General features: G+C 69.7%; 11 protein-coding genes. 1 reads left to right on the forward strand and 10 read right to left on the reverse strand.

Annotated features, from left to right (window positions below; translation table 11 throughout):
* Window positions 1-13: 13 nt before the first annotated feature.
* The 7 genes from BM070_RS15090 to BM070_RS15120 form a co-directional block, all read right to left on the reverse strand.
* On the reverse strand, window positions 14-1,291 hold the full coding sequence (locus BM070_RS15090; protein WP_092940245.1) for a TRAP transporter large permease subunit: 1,278 nt from the start codon (window positions 1,289-1,291) through the stop codon (window positions 14-16).
* 25 nt (window positions 1,292-1,316) lie between these two features.
* Window positions 1,317-1,817, reverse strand: coding sequence for a TRAP transporter small permease (locus BM070_RS15095; protein WP_092940246.1), 501 nt, complete (start codon window positions 1,815-1,817; stop codon window positions 1,317-1,319).
* A gap of 19 nt (window positions 1,818-1,836) precedes the next feature.
* On the reverse strand, window positions 1,837-2,832 hold the full coding sequence (locus BM070_RS15100) for a TRAP transporter substrate-binding protein (protein WP_092940247.1): 996 nt from the start codon (window positions 2,830-2,832) through the stop codon (window positions 1,837-1,839).
* A 106-nt stretch (window positions 2,833-2,938) separates the two neighbouring features.
* The gene (locus BM070_RS15105) at window positions 2,939-3,868 is read right to left on the reverse strand and encodes a dihydrodipicolinate synthase family protein (protein WP_092940248.1); all 930 of its coding nucleotides are present in this window, start codon (window positions 3,866-3,868) and stop codon (window positions 2,939-2,941) included.
* Window positions 3,869-3,876: 8 nt separating this feature from the next.
* Window positions 3,877-5,049 (reverse strand): L-rhamnonate dehydratase, encoded by a 1,173-nt coding sequence (locus BM070_RS15110; protein WP_092940249.1) that lies wholly within the window; start codon window positions 5,047-5,049, stop codon window positions 3,877-3,879.
* Window positions 5,050-5,171: 122 nt separating this feature from the next.
* Window positions 5,172-6,227: a 4-hydroxythreonine-4-phosphate dehydrogenase PdxA gene (locus tag BM070_RS15115; RefSeq protein ID WP_092940250.1), complete on the reverse strand. Its 1,056-nt coding sequence runs from the start codon at window positions 6,225-6,227 to the stop codon at window positions 5,172-5,174.
* A 1-nt stretch (window position 6,228) separates the two neighbouring features.
* Window positions 6,229-7,191: a Bug family tripartite tricarboxylate transporter substrate binding protein gene (locus tag BM070_RS15120; protein WP_092940325.1), complete on the reverse strand. Its 963-nt coding sequence runs from the start codon at window positions 7,189-7,191 to the stop codon at window positions 6,229-6,231.
* 172 nt (window positions 7,192-7,363) lie between these two features.
* Here BM070_RS15120 and BM070_RS15125 point away from each other — a divergent pair, with 172 nt between their 5' ends.
* Window positions 7,364-8,302: a LysR family transcriptional regulator gene (locus tag BM070_RS15125; RefSeq protein WP_092940251.1), complete on the forward strand. Its 939-nt coding sequence runs from the start codon at window positions 7,364-7,366 to the stop codon at window positions 8,300-8,302.
* Here BM070_RS15125 and BM070_RS15130 read toward each other — a convergent pair.
* From BM070_RS15130 to BM070_RS15140, 3 genes are all read right to left on the reverse strand, one after another.
* A complete protein-coding gene (locus BM070_RS15130) occupies window positions 8,292-9,749 on the reverse strand; it encodes a DUF1501 domain-containing protein (RefSeq protein WP_092940252.1) in 1,458 nt (485 codons plus the stop codon). The genes BM070_RS15125 and BM070_RS15130 overlap by 11 nt on opposite strands.
* 23 nt (window positions 9,750-9,772) lie before the next feature.
* Window positions 9,773-11,644 carry a DUF1800 domain-containing protein gene (locus tag BM070_RS15135; protein ID WP_092940253.1) on the reverse strand — a complete coding sequence of 624 codons (1,872 nt, stop codon included), beginning with the start codon at window positions 11,642-11,644 and terminating at the stop codon, window positions 9,773-9,775.
* Window positions 11,645-11,842: 198 nt separating this feature from the next.
* A complete protein-coding gene (locus BM070_RS15140; protein WP_092940254.1) occupies window positions 11,843-13,813 on the reverse strand; it encodes a methyl-accepting chemotaxis protein in 1,971 nt (656 codons plus the stop codon).
* Between the last annotated feature and the right edge of the window lie 21 nt (window positions 13,814-13,834).

Here is a 13,834-nt window from a genome sequence, read left to right on the forward strand (position 1 = left end):
GCCTTTTTTCAGGTCAGCGGAACCAGCTCGCCGGCACCGTGATGAGCTGCGGGAACAGCACGAAGAGGAACATCAGGATGGTCTGCGCCAGCAGGAAGGGCCAGACGCCCTTGATGACGTCGTCCAGCCGCGCCTTGGCCACGCCGGCCACCACGTTGAGCACCGTGCCCACGGGCGGCGTGAGCAGGCCGATGGCGTTGTTCATGATGAACATCACGCCGAAGTAGATCGGGTCGATGCCCGCCTGCTTGATCACCGGCATGAGGATGGGCGTGAGGATCAGCACCGTGGGCATCAGGTCCAGCGCCGTGCCCACCACGATCACCAGGATCATGATCACGAACATCAGCAGGATCTTGTTGTCCATGAAGGGCTGCAGCAGCGCCGTGGCCTGCGAGGGGATGTCCGCGATGGTGATGAGCCAGGCCGACACCAGGGCGGCCGCCACGAGGAACATCACCGTGCTGGAGGTCTTGGCCGCCACCAGCATCAGGTGCGGGATCTGCCGGGGCTTGAGCTCGCGATAGACGAAGAGGCCCGCCAGCAGCGCATAGACCACGGCCACCACGGCGGCCTCGGTCGGCGTGAAGATGCCGAACTTCATGCCGCCGATGATCACGCCCGGCAATATCAGCGCCCAGATGCCGTCGTAGAGGGCCCGGGCCAGCACGCGCGCGTCGAAGGGCCGGCCCGGTGCCACGTTCTCCTTCTTGGCGCACAGCCACCAGGTGAAGGCCAGCGCCAGCGCCATCATGATCCCGGGGAAGATGCCCGCGAGGAACAGCTTGGTGATGGACAGCTGCGCCGCCACGCCGAACACCACGATCGGGATCGAGGGCGGCACCACCGGCGCGATGATGCCCCCGGCGGCGATGAGGCCCGAGGCGCGCGGCACGTTGTAGCCGGCGTTGCGCATCATCGGGATCAGCAGCGCCGCCACGGCGGCGGTGTCGGCGACGGCCGAGCCCGAGATGCTGGCCACGATCAGGCAGGCCAGGATGGCCACGTAGCCCAGGCCGCCGCGCACGTGGCCCACCAGGGCCTCTGCCACCGAGACGATGCGGCGCGACAGGCCGCCGGCGTTCATCAGCTCGCCGGCCAGCATGAAGAAGGGCACGGCCATCAGCGGATAGTTGTTCACGCCCTCGAGCAGGTTCTGCGCGAGGATCTGCGTGTCGAAATTGCCCAGGTGGACCATCAGCGCCACGCCGCAGGCCAGCAGCGAGAACGCGATGGGCATGCCCAGGGCCATGCTGCCCAGCAGCGCGATGAGGAAGACGGCGATCGTCATGGGGTTCTCCTTGTGCGTGCGTCCGTCATTCGCCGGCGCTCACGGAGCGGGGCACCAGTTCCTCGCGCGGCATGCGGCCCGTGACCTGGCGCCACAGCGAATGCGCCAGCAGCAGGGCCATGCCCACGCTGCTGATGAGCAGCGAAAGGAACACCAGCCCCAGCGGCACGCCGGTGACGGGCGCGGTGTTGTCCATGCCGATCACCACCTGCGCCCAGGTGCCATGCGCCAGCAGCACGCAGCAGGCCAGCGTGAGCGTGTCCGAGAGGAAGCGGCAGATGCGCTGGCCCCGCTCGCCCAGCCGGTCGATCAGGCTGGACATGCCCAGGTGGGCGTTGTCCTTCATCACCACCAGCGCGCCGATCAGCGTGAGCCACATGAAGACGAAGCGCGACACCTCCTCGGAGAAGACGATGCCGGAGTTGAAGAAGTAGCGCAGCACGACGTTGCCGAACACCAGCACCACCATGACGGCGAGCAGCACGATCAGCAGCCCTTCGGCCGCGCGCGTGACCAGGTTTTTCATGTCGGAATCTCCCGGCCGGTCACTTGACCGCGTCCACCGCGTTCAGCAGTTCGGGGCCGTTCTTGGCCACGAAGGACTGGCGCACCGACTCGCCCACGATGGCGCGGAAGGGCGCGGGGTCGAAGGTCTCGATCACGTTCATGCCGTGCTTGCGCAGCTCCGCCACGATGCCCGGCTCGTTCTTCTGGTTGAGCTGGCGCTGGAACAGCTTGGCGTCGTTGGCCGACGTCAGCAGCGCCTGCTGCAGCGCCGGTGCCAGGGCGTCGAACTTCTTCTTGTTCATGACCACCGGCATCGCCGTGAAGGCGTGCCGGCTCAGGGTGAGCTGCTTTTGCACCTCGTAGAACTTGGCTGCGTAGGTGATGTCCACCGGGTGCTCCTGCGCATCCACCGCGCCCGATTCCAGCGCCTGGTACAGCTCGCCCAGCGGCATGGGGATGGGGTTGGCGCCCAGCAGCTTCCACGCCTGGATGTGGGTGGGGTTGGGTGTGACGCGGATCTTCAGGCCCTTGACGTCCTCGGGCTTGGTCACGGCGCGGTTCCTGGTGGTGATGGAGCGAAAGCCCACCTCCCAGAACGCCAGCTGCTGCAGGTTGTGCGGCTCCAGCTCGCGTGCCAGGCGCTGGCCGACTTCGCCGTCCACCGTGGCGTAGGCGTGTGCCGGATTGCGGAACAGGAAGGGAATGTCCAGCACGTCGAACCTGGACGACATGCCCGAGAAGTTGCCGCTGCCGGCCATCATCATGTCGATGGTGCCGCCGCGCACCGCGCCGATTACGGTGGAGTCGTTGCCCAGCTGGCTGCCCGGGAAGACCTGCACCTCCAGCTTGCCGCCGCTGCGCTCCTTGACGAGGCGCGCGAATTCCAGCGCCGCCAGGTGCTGCGAAGCCGTTTCGGGCCCGGCATGGGCGAAGCGGATCTTGGTGGGCTGGGCCTGCGCCAGCGAGGGCGCGGCCACCGTGGCGCCCAGCGCCAGGGCGGCGAGCACCGCCTTGAGAAAAGCGAACCGTTTCATGGATGTCTCCTTTGTTGTCGTGTTTGTCGTCGCCGGAAAAACGCGGTCGATGCGGCAGGAGGCCGGGGCGCGGGCGGGCCTCCTGCCGCCGGGGTTCGGTGCAGGGTCAGCGCCCCCAGCGCAGCACCAGCGGGTCGAGCCGGCGCGCGATGTCGATCAGTTCGCGGCGGGTCTGCGGGTGCATGGGCGGCCAGGGTGCGCGCGGCGCGTCGCAGGCGATCACGCCGCCTTCCTTCATGAGGGCCTTGGCCGCGAGGAAGCCCGCCTGCCGGTTCTCGTGGTTGATGAGCGGCAGCCAGCGCTGGTACTGGGCGAAGGCCGCATCCCGGTCGCCCGCGCGGTGCGCTTCGAGGATGGGCCTGATGCCGTCGGCGAAGCCGCCGCCCGTCATCGCGCCGGTGGCGCCGGCCTCCAGGTCGGCCAACAGGGTGATGGCCTCTTCGCCGTCCCAGGGGCCCTCGATGGCCTCGCCGCCCTGGGCGATCAGCTCGCGCAGCTTGTTCGCGGCGCCGGCCGTCTCCATCTTGAAGTAGCTGACCTGCTCGATCTCGCGGGCCATCTTCGCCAGCAGGGCCGGCGGCAGCGGCGTGCCGGCGGCGGGCGCGTCCTGGACCATGATGGGGATGCCGATCGCGTCGGACACGCCCTGGTAGAACGACTGGACGGCCGCCTCGCCGAAGCGGAAGGTGGCGCCGTGGTAGGGCGGCATCACCATCACCATGGCCGCGCCCATGTCCTGCGCGCGGCGGCTGCGCTCCGCGCACACCTTGGTGCTGGTGTGGGTGGTGGTCACGATCACCGGCACGCGGCCGGCGACATGTTCCAGGGCCGTGCGCGTGAGCAGCTCGCGCTCGTCGTCGGCGATCAGGAACTGCTCGGAGAAGTTGGCCAGGATGCACAGGCCGTCCACGCCGGAGTCGATCATGAAGTCCAGGCAGCGCTTCTGGCTGGCCAGGTCCAGCGTGCCGTCTTCGTGGAAGGTGGTGGGCACGACCGGGAAGATGCCGCGAAAGCGCGGCTGGGAGAGTCCGGGCATGGCGCGCCTCACTCGGTGATCTGGAACTGGTCCAGGTACTCGGTCTTGAGCGTGAGCCCCAGGCCGGGCACGTCGTCCTGCAACTGCAGGAAGCCGTTCTCCGCGATCGGCTCGCCGTCGAAGATGTACCAGAACAGCTCGTTGCCCACCTCCACGTCGAAGATGGGGAAGTACTCCGCCATGGGCGAGGCCAGCGTGCTCATGGTCAGGTGGTAGTTGTGCATCTGGCCAGCGTGCGGGATCACCGGCACGCTGTAGGCCTCGCACAGCGCGTTGATCTTGTGCGCCGCGGTGATGCCGCCCACGCGGTTGGTGTCGTACTGCACGACCGAGACGGCCTTCTTGTCCAGCAGCTGCTTGAAGCCGTAGAGGCTGAATTCATGCTCGCCGCCCGAGATCGGGATGCTGGTGAGCTGGTTCAGTTCGGCATAGCCGTCGATGTCGTCGGCGATCACCGGCTCCTCCAGCCAGCGCGGCTCGAACTTCTCCAGCTTCGGCAGGATGCGCTTGGCGTATTCCAGGTTCCAGCCCATGTAGCACTCGAGCATCAGGTCGGTGTCGTAGCCGATCACTTCCCGGATCGCCTCGACCGACTTCAGGTTCTCCTTCACGCCTTCCTGCAGGTGCGCCGGGCCGTAGCCGAAACGCATCTTGAAGGCCTTGAAGCCCTGGTCCAGGAACTTCTGCGCCTCGTCCTGCATTTCCTTCAGGTCGGTGCGGTAGAGCTTGCTGTAGTAGCAGGGGATCTTTTCCTTGGTGCGGCCGCCCAGCAGCTTGAACACGGGCTTGTTCACGCTCTTGCCCAGGATGTCCCAGATCGCCAGATCGACGGCCGAGATGGCCGCCATGGTCACGCCCTTGCGGCCCCAGGCGTGGGTGGCGCGGTACATGCGCTGCCACAGGTATTCGTAGTCCCACGGGTCCTGGCCGACGACCAGGGGCGCGAGGTATTCGTCGATGATGGCCTTGGCGATCCGGGGCGCCAGCGCCACGTTGCCGAGGCCGACGATGCCGTCGTCGGTCTCGATCTCCACCACCGTCCACGAGTGGAAGCGGAAGGTAGCCATGGTCTCCTTCTTGGAATAGAGCAGGTCCATGGCGTTGGAGCAGAAATTGCCTTGAGGCGGAACGGTCTTGCCCTTCCATTCATAGACGCGGGCGCGGACGGATTTGATCTTCATGGTGTGGTCTCCTGGGTCATTCGGGTGGGGATGCGGGCGTTGCAGGCATGGCCTCTCCCCGCGCCGCGCAGGCGCGGACGTTGTCGTCGGTCGGGGATGGGGCTGCCTGCCGGCAGCGGTGGTCAGGCGGGGGCGGCGGCGTGGCCCTGCCGCTGCGCGGCGCCCATGCGGCAGGCGATCAGGAAGGCCTGCCAGGTCGCTTCCACGCTGGCCTTGCCCTGGCCCGCGATGTCGTAGGCCGTGCCGTGGGCCGGCGTGGTGATCGGTATCGGCAGGCCGCCCTGCACGGTGACACCGCGCGAGAAGCCCAGCAGCTTGATGGCGATCTGGCCCTGGTCGTGGTACATGGTCACGATGGCCTGGTACTCGCCCGCCTGGGCCTTCAGGAAGATGGTGTCGGCCGGGAAGGGGCCGTGGAACGGCGCGGGCGTCGGCCACTCGCGGGCCTGCAGCGCCTGCACCGCCGGGGCGATGATGTCCACCTCTTCGCGGCCGCAGGTGCCGCCGTCGCCGCCGTGCGGATTGAGCGCGGCGATGGCCACCTTGGGTTCGGCGACACCGCTGGCGCGCAGCGAGCGGTAGATCAGCTCGGCCGCCTGCTCGATGCGCTCCACGCTGAGGTACTGCGTCACGTCCTTGAGGGGCACGTGCGAAGAGATGCGCGAGGTCCACAGCCCGCCCAGCGTATTGAATTCGCAGAAGTAGCCCTGCACGCCCAGGTACTGGGCGAAGTGGTGCAACTCGTCCTCGTGGCGCATGCCGCCGAGCTTCATGGCCTGCTTGTTGAGCGGCGCGAAGCAGATCGCGTCGATCTCGCCGGCCTGTGCCGCATCCATGCACAGGTCGAGCACCTGCAGCACCGAGCGGCCGCCGGCGGCTTCGGCCCGGCTGCGATGCACGTCGGACTGCGCCACCGTGTCCATGCGCAGGAAGGCCGGCCGCGAAGTGCCGGCGCGCCCGCGCACTTCGGCCAGCGACGCGACGGCCTCGGTGCCCACCTGCACGCCGGCGATGCGCTGGCCGTCGTCCCAGAGCCAGGGATCGCCCACCAGCACGATGTTGGCGTGCCGGGTGGCCTCGGGCCGCGCGAGCAGGCGGGCGATGAGTTCGGGGCCGATGCCGGCGGGGTCGCCGAGTGTGAGTGCCACTACGGGTAGCGTCGGGTTCGTCTGCGTCATATCAGTCAATGCGGATGTTGTTCTTGCGGATGAGCTGCCCGTAACGCTGGTATTCGGCGTTCTGCAAGGCGACGAAATCGGCTTGCGGCATGGGCTTGAGCTCGGCGCCCACGGCGCCCAGGCGGGCCTGCGTCTCGGGCATGGCCAGCACCTGATTGACGGCGTCATGTACGCGCTGCTGCACGGCCTTGGGCGTCGCGGCGGGCATGTAGATGCCGTACCAGGCGGTGATGTCCACCTGCGGCAGCCCGGCCTCGGCCATGGTGGGCACCTGCGGCAGCTGCGGGTTGCGCTGCGGCGTGGTCACGGCCAGGGCGCGCATCTTCCCGTTCTTGATCTGTCCGATCACCGAAGGCATGGTGTCGAAGCTCATCTGCACCTGCCCGCCCACCAGGTCCACCAGCGCGGCGCTGCTGCCCTTGTACGGAACGTGGGTGAGGTCTATGCCGGCGGCATCCTTGAAGGTCTCGGCGGCGATGTGCTGCGTGCTGCCGGTGCCGCTGCTGGCGTAGTTGATGCGCCCGGGCTCCTTCTTCGCCAGCGCGACCAGTTCCTTCACCGACTGGACGGGCAAGCCGGTGGTGACCACCAGCACGTTGGGCACGGCGCCCACGTAGGCCACCGGCACCAGGTCCTTGTTGTTGTCGTAGCCCAGCTTGAGCAGGTGCGGCGCGATGGCGTGCGCCGTGACCACGCCCATCAGCAGCGTGTGCCCGTCGGTGGACTTGGCGGCGGTGTCAGCGGCCAGCGTGTTCGAGGCGCCGGGGCGGTTCTCCACCACCACCGGCTGCTTGAGCAGCGGCCCCAGCCGGTCGGCCACGGCGCGCGCCATGGCGTCGGTGCCGCCGCCGGCGGATGAGCCCACCAGGATGCGAAGGGGGCGCGAAGGCCATTCCTGGGCGTGGGTGGCCAGCGGGGCCAGCAGGGCGGCCAGGGCCAGCCCGATCAATGGGGTACGGCGCAGCATGTCTTTTGTCTCCTTGGAATCACGATGCCTTGTTGTGGTGTGGCGGCATTCATGGGGGCCCATGCTATGGGTTGGGTTTGTTTCCGTAAAATGAAATGAACTGATGAATTGATCGCCTGGGGTTATCAAAACAGTGACACAACGCCGAGAGGAAACCACCCCCTTGCCCATGCCCCTGCTCAACCGCCTGCGCATGCGGCAGGTGGCGCTGATGCTGGCCATCGAAGCGCGCGGCACGCTGCGCGCCGCAGCGGCGGACCTCGGCATGACCCAGCCGGCAGCCACCAAGATGCTGCACGAGCTGGAAGATGCCCTGGGCCATCCGCTGTTCGACCGCGTGGGCCGGGGGCTGCGCGTGAATGTGGCGGGCAGCTGCGTGACGCAGTACTTCCGCGGCATGCGCGGCGGCATCGAGGCCATGCGCCGCGAGCTGGACGCGCTGCACCTGGGCAGCGCCGGCAAGCTCTTCGTGGGCTGCATCATGGCGGCCGCGCCGGAACTCCTGAGCGACGCGCTGGTACGGCTGAAGACGGCCTATCCGCTGCTCACGGTGGAGATCGCGGTGGACACCAGCAACCGCCTGATGGAGCGCCTGCGCGAAGGCCGGCTGGACGTGGTGATCGGCCGCATGCCCGGGCGCAGTGGCGGCGACTGCCGCTTCCGGCCGCTGGCCGAGGAGGTGCTGTCGGTGGTGGTGGCGACCGACCACCCGCTCTCACGCCGCCGGTCGCTGCGCTTTGCCGAACTGCTGGCCTACCCGTGGATCCTTCAGCCCGCCGGCAGCCCCATGCGCGACGTGCTGGAACAGGAATTCGCGCTGCACCATCAGCCCCTGCCGGGCGGGCTGGTCGAGACGGCCTCCATCCTCACCACCACCAACCTCATCGCGCGCAGCGACATGGTGGCCGTGATCCCTGCCTCGATCGCGCTGCGCTACGAGCGCCATGGGCTGCTGCGCGTGCTGCCCTATACGGTGCGCAACCGGCTGGCCGCCTATGGCAGCGTGGTGCGGCTGGACCGACCTGCGTCCGCCGCGCTGGAGCACTTCCTCGCGCTGCTGCATGCCGCGCCCGAAGGCCCGGAATCGGCCGAAGCGATCAGCCCATGAACCCCAGATCGACGGGATAGGCCGAGCCGCCGAAGTTGCCGATGTGCGGCAGCACGCCGGCCAGTTCGGTGTTCGCCACGCCGAACCAGCGGCCCAGGGTGGCGGCGTACTGGTCCACGGCGGTGCTGGGCAGCAGGCGCCCCTGGCCCACGTGCCACTGGTCTTCGCTGCCGCTGCCGTTGCCCACGCTGACGGGCGGCGGCGTGCCGTAGAAGGCGGCGCCGCGCACCGCGCCGCCCACGACGAGATGGTGGCTGCCCCAGCCGTGGTCGGAGCCGTCGCCGTTGGAGGTGAGCGTGCGGCCGAAGTCCGATGCGGTGAAGGCGGTGACCTTGTCGGCCACGCCCAGCTCGGCTGTGGCGTTGTAGAAGGAGGTCATGGCGCTGCTCACCTTGTCCAGCAGCTGGGGCTGGTTGGCGATCAGGTTGTCGTGCAGGTCGAACCCGCCCAGCGAGACGAAGAACACCTGCCGGCGCGTGCCCAGCGCGTTGCGGCCGGCGATGAGCCGGGCCACGATCTTGAGCTGGTCGGCCAGCGGGTTGCCCGTGGGAAAGGCGGTGGAGATGTTCGCGCCGGCCAGTGCGGACGAGATCTGCCCCTCCGCGCCGATGGAGCGCTGCGTGACGCGCGCGTATTCGGCCTCCATCGCATGGCTGCCGGCCGTCTGCACCAGATCGCTCAGCAGGCTGCGCACGGCGCTGGAGCCATAGACGTTGCCCTTGACGGCGTTGATGGGCACGGCGCCGGGCGTGGCGCCGCTGGGGTTGATCTGGTATTGCAGCGCCTGGTCGCCCGAGAGGAACACGGCGTTGCCGGTGGCCGAGATGCAGGTGAAGAGCGAATTGGCGTTGGACGACAGGGCCAGGTCGCCCAGGTTGCCGCCCCAGCCCACGGTGGAGCCTTCGGCGCCCTGCGACTGCCAGACCGATTGCTGGTCGTTGTGCGAGAAGAGCTTGGGCGGCAGCGGGTAGTTGCGCCGGTCGCCGCTGGCGTACTGCGCGCGCGTCAGCGGCACCAGCAGCGGGCCCACGTTGAGCTGCACGGCGGCGTGGCCGGCGTTGAAGAGCCCGGCCAGGCCCGTCATGGACGGGTGCAGCGCGTACTGCATGCCGCCGGCCAGCGCGGTGCCGGGCCGCAGCTGCGTGGCGGCCAGCGCATCGCGGCCCAGGGCGATGCCCGCGGCCGTGCCGTCGCTGTTGCCGCCGCGGATGGCGGAATACTGCGCGTAGCGGCTGCTGTCGTAGGGCACGACGGTGTTGGCGTAGTCGCAGCCGCCGTAGAGGAAGACGCAGACCAGGGCCTTGTAGTCGCTGGACTCGAAGGCGGCGGCCTCGCCCAGCGCGGCGAGGTTCATGGCGAAGGGCAGGGCGGTGCCGGTGGCGGCCAGTTGCGCGCTGCGGCGCAGGAAGGCGCGGCGCGTGTGGCGGGCGGGGTCGATGAAGTTCATGGCGGGGCTCGCTGGGCGGTCGGTCACTTCTGCACGAGGTATTCGGGGCTGGCCATCACCAGCAGCACGGCGGCGGCCACGCGGTTGAGCTGCGCGGCGGCGGAGCTGCCGGCGGTGACCGGCGTGGCGTTGAGCGCGGCCACGATGCGCGCCTGCGTGGCGGCCGACACCTGCCCCGCCGACAGCAGCAGCGCCGCCTTGCGCACCAGCGCGGCGGCATCGGCCACCAGGGGCAGCAGGTTGGCGTAGCTGCAGGTGATGTCGAAGCCGTTGGCGGCGGTGCTGCCGTTCTGCGGCAGGTCGGGCGCGTTCACGTAGTAGCCGAAGCGGATGGTGTTCTGCATGAAGTTCAGATAGCCGCTCACGCTGCTTTCGTTGACGATCTGGAACTCCGGCGCCACCTGGCCGGCCGCCGCCATGGCGGTGGCGGGCGGCACGTAGCCCGGGCGGAAGAAGTTGAACACCGAGCCCGAGCGCAGCGGGCTCTGGCCCAGGCGGGTGGCCGGATCGCTCAGGTTGTCGATCTTCCAGGTGCCGCGCGCCGACTGAATGCCGAAGGTGCGGCCCCATTGCACGAAGCGCACCATGGGCTCGCGCAGGCGGCCGTACTGGGGGCTGGCGAGGCCGGCGGTGCTGCGCGCCTCCGGGTCCAGCAGCACGGCGGCGATCACGGCGCGCAGGTCGCCCCGGGTGCCGCTGCCGTTGTTGGCGAAGGCGGCGGCCACGCGCCCCACGTAGGCCGGGCTGGGGTTGCTGGTGACCAGCCGCTGGATCAGCTGGCGGCCGATGAAGGGGCCCACGTTGGGGTGGTTGAAAAGGGTGTCGAGCGCGGTCTTGAGCGCCGCGTCGCCCGCCGTGCCGGCCGGTATCGTGGTGCCCAGGAAGGTGGCGGCCAGCGTGGAATGGCGCGCCGCGTTGAAGGCCATGGGCAGCAGCGCCTGCTGCAGGCCCGGCACGGTGCTGCTGCCGAGGGTGGTGGGCTGGTTCTGGCGCGTGTCGTAGTCGTAGCCGGTGAAGACGCGCGCCAGATTGCTCACGTCGGCGGCGGAATAGGTGTCGATGCGGTTGCCGTTGCCGTCGCGCTGCTCGGTGCCGTCGGGGTTGAGGCGGTAGAGGCCGATGGTGAAGAGCTGCATCACCTCGCGGGCGTAGTTCTCGTCGGGCTGGCGGCCGGTGCGGGCGTCTTCCTTCTGGCTGCCGCGCACGCTCAGGTAGATGCCCATGGCCGGGCTCAGGGTGACGGCTTCGAGCAGCGCGCGGAAGTTGCCGAAGGCGTGCTGGTTGAGCAGGTCCCAGTAGCCCGAGGCGAGGAAGATGCGCCAGGGCTGCTCCAGCCCGCTGGTGGAGACGACCAGGATCTCCGAGAGCGCCAGCGCCACGCGCTTGCGCACGGCGTCGCGCTCGGTGAAGAGCTGGTTCCACAGCATGAAGTCGCTGGGGTAGGAGACGTTGTCGTAGCGCGTGTCGGGCGCGGCCACGCCGTAGCCGCGCTGCATGAGCCAGGCCGTGCCCGTGGTGCCGACGGGCTGCGCGAACTGATCGGCCAGCCAGGGGCCGTAGCCCTTGCTGCGCAGCGCGGCGATGTCCTCGTCGGTGGCCGAGAACTGCGCCTGCAGCAAGAAGCGGGCGGCCTCCTCGTCGCTGGCCGGGGTGGCGGCGCTGCCGGTGCCGCCGGTACCGCCGGCCACTCCGCTGCCGCCGCTGCTGCCACCTGCCGCGCCGCCGGCCGTGTCACCCCCGCCGCCCCCTCCGCCGCAGGCCGCCAGCATCGCCGCCGCCATGGCGGCCGCCAGGGCCGGGGCGGGGCTGTGGTGCGCGGGGTCGGCGGCGGAGTCCGCGGGCGCGCAGGAGTGCGGCTGCGCCGTGCAGGCGGCAGCCGTGGGGGTGGGGCTCATGTTCGGCTTTCGGCAAAAGCGGCGGGGCGGCGGGCTCGGGTGCCGCCCCGTCAACGCGGGTGTTGTTCTGGGTTCTTCGGGTGCGCGATGCCCCGCTTGTAGCCCTAAAGCGTGTCAATACGTTAACTGCGCCGCTGCCGGCGAGCCGTATCTGAAGGCCTGATCGGCCATGGGCGCAGTCTGCGCCTGGGGTTGTTGCTATTGAATGCGTAGCGACTGCGGCCCGCCTGCCTCGTCGCCCAGTCGGAAGACCCCGGCGGCGCGCACCAGTTCTTCGGCCTGGCCGCGCAGGCTGGCGGCGGCGGCGGCCATCTCTTCGACCAGCGCCGCGTTCTGCTGGGTGGCATGGTCCATCTGCGTGACGGCTTCACCCACCTGGGCCACGCCCTGGCTCTGCTCCTGGCTGGCGGCGCTGATCTCGCCCATGATGTCCGTCACCCGCTGGATGGCCTGCACCACCTCGGTCATGGTGCTGCCGGCGCGGTCGGCCAGCGCGCCGCCCTGCTGCACGCGGCCCATGCTGTCGGTGATGAGGATCTTGATCTCCTTGGCCGCCTCGGCGCTGCGCTGCGCCAGGCCGCGCACTTCGCTGGCCACCACGGCGAAGCCACGGCCCTGCTCGCCCGCGCGGGCGGCCTCCACCGCCGCGTTCAGCGCCAGGATGTTGGTCTGGAAGGCGATGGAGTCGATCACGCCGATGATGTCGCCGATCTTGCGCGAGCTGTCGGTGATCTGGCCCATGGTGCTCACCACCTGCGCCACCACGTCGCCGCCCTGCGTGGCCACGGCGCTGGCGTTGGCCGCCAGCTGGCTGGCCTGGCGCGCGTTGTCGGCGTTCTGGCGCACGGTGGCGGTCATCTGTTCCATTGAGGCGGCGGTTTCCTGCAGCGCGCTGGCCTGCGATTCGGTGCGGGCCGAGAGGTCGCTGTTGCCCTGCGCGATCTCGGCGCTGGCCGTGGCCACGCCCTCGGCGCCGTGGCGCACGCCGGCCACCACCCGCGTGAGCTGGGCGCGCATGCGCAGCAGCGCGGCGATGAGCTGGCCCACTTCGTCGCGGCCGTGCTCGATGGCCGGGCCGGCCAGGTCGCCCGCGGCCACGCCGTCGGCCAGCGCCACGGCCTGCGCCATGGGCCGGGTGACGGAGCGCGCGAACACCGCCATCAGCACGGCGGCCAGCGCCACGATGGCGCCCATCAGCAGGGCCTGCCACAGCAGCGTGCGCTGCAGCTGGCCGATGCGTGCGTCCAGCGCCGTCTGCAGGCTGGCCATGGCCTGCGAGTCGAGCGCGGAGAGCGCCTCGATGGCGCGGGTGAAGGTGTCGAAGTATTCCTGCGGCGACAGGCTGGGCGTCTGGGCCGGGTCCAGGTCGATGAGCGAGCGGTTGGCCAGCTCCAGCGCCGCGGCCACCCGTTCCTGCATGGTGCGGGTGGGGCCCTGCATGGCGGCGGAGAAGTCGGCGTCGTGCCGCATGGCGCGTTCCAGGTTGCGGGTGGTTTCGCCTTGCAGCTCCAGCACCCGCTCGCGCAGGCCCAGCAGCTGGCCGCGCCCTTGCGGCGGCAGCTCCTTCTTGCCCAGGAAGCCCGTGCCCTGGGCGCGCATCACGCCCAGCTTTTCGCCCAGCAGCGGTGCGCTCACCATGCTGGCCAGCACCAGCGCGTGCATCTCCTCGTCGGGCTCCACCTGCAGGCCGTAGGTGTGCAGCAGCTCTTCGCCCAGCAGCAGCAGGGCGCTGATGATCGCGGTGTGCTGCGCCGTGCTCTGCGCGGGCTGCAGGCGGCGGGCGGCCACCTCGGGCTCCAGCTGCTGCCAGCGTTGGCGCGCCTGCGCCCAGGACTGGGCCAGCGCTTCGGGCACGCCGGCTTCGGCGAAGCGGGCGCTGCCCTGCTCCAGCGCCTGGTTCACCGCATCGCGCACCTGTGGGCGGCGGCCGGCCAGCACCTCGTTGCCGCCCAGCATGCCGGCCGACAGGCCCCGGTGGACCTGCAGCTCCTGCACGGCCTTGTGCAGCGCCAGCAGCGGCGGCGTGCCGCGCGCCTCCAGCCGGGCGGTGCGGATGCCGTCCAGCGCCTGCGAGACGAAGAGCGTCGCCGGCACGGCGCTCATCAGCAGGCCGACCAGGCCGAGGATGATGAATTTGTGAAGCAGGCGGAGGTGGCTGAGGCGGTTCATGGCGATGGGAATGCAGGGGCC

It is taken from the genome of Paracidovorax wautersii, assembly GCF_900113035.1.
Classification (GTDB): Bacteria; Pseudomonadota; Gammaproteobacteria; order Burkholderiales; family Burkholderiaceae_C; genus Paracidovorax; species Paracidovorax wautersii.

Bases quoted from the DNA above. Each gene is read 5' to 3' on its own strand.
- BM070_RS15115 (WP_092940250.1), bottom strand. From the start codon at position 6,227: ATGACGCAGACGAACCCGACGCTACCCGTAGTGGCACTCACACTCGGC.
- BM070_RS15095 (WP_092940246.1), bottom strand. From the start codon at position 1,817: ATGAAAAACCTGGTCACGCGCGCGGCCGAAGGGCTGCTGATCGTGCTG.
- BM070_RS15140 (WP_092940254.1), bottom strand. From the start codon at position 13,813: ATGAACCGCCTCAGCCACCTCCGCCTGCTTCACAAATTCATCATCCTC.
- BM070_RS15130 (WP_092940252.1), bottom strand. From the start codon at position 9,749: ATGAACTTCATCGACCCCGCCCGCCACACGCGCCGCGCCTTCCTGCGC.
- BM070_RS15125 (WP_092940251.1), top strand. From the start codon at position 7,364: ATGCCCCTGCTCAACCGCCTGCGCATGCGGCAGGTGGCGCTGATGCTG.
- BM070_RS15110 (WP_092940249.1), bottom strand. From the start codon at position 5,049: ATGAAGATCAAATCCGTCCGCGCCCGCGTCTATGAATGGAAGGGCAAG.
- BM070_RS15100 (WP_092940247.1), bottom strand. From the start codon at position 2,832: ATGAAACGGTTCGCTTTTCTCAAGGCGGTGCTCGCCGCCCTGGCGCTG.
- BM070_RS15090 (WP_092940245.1), bottom strand. From the start codon at position 1,291: ATGACGATCGCCGTCTTCCTCATCGCGCTGCTGGGCAGCATGGCCCTG.
- BM070_RS15105 (WP_092940248.1), bottom strand. From the start codon at position 3,868: ATGCCCGGACTCTCCCAGCCGCGCTTTCGCGGCATCTTCCCGGTCGTG.
- BM070_RS15135 (WP_092940253.1), bottom strand. From the start codon at position 11,644: ATGAGCCCCACCCCCACGGCTGCCGCCTGCACGGCGCAGCCGCACTCC.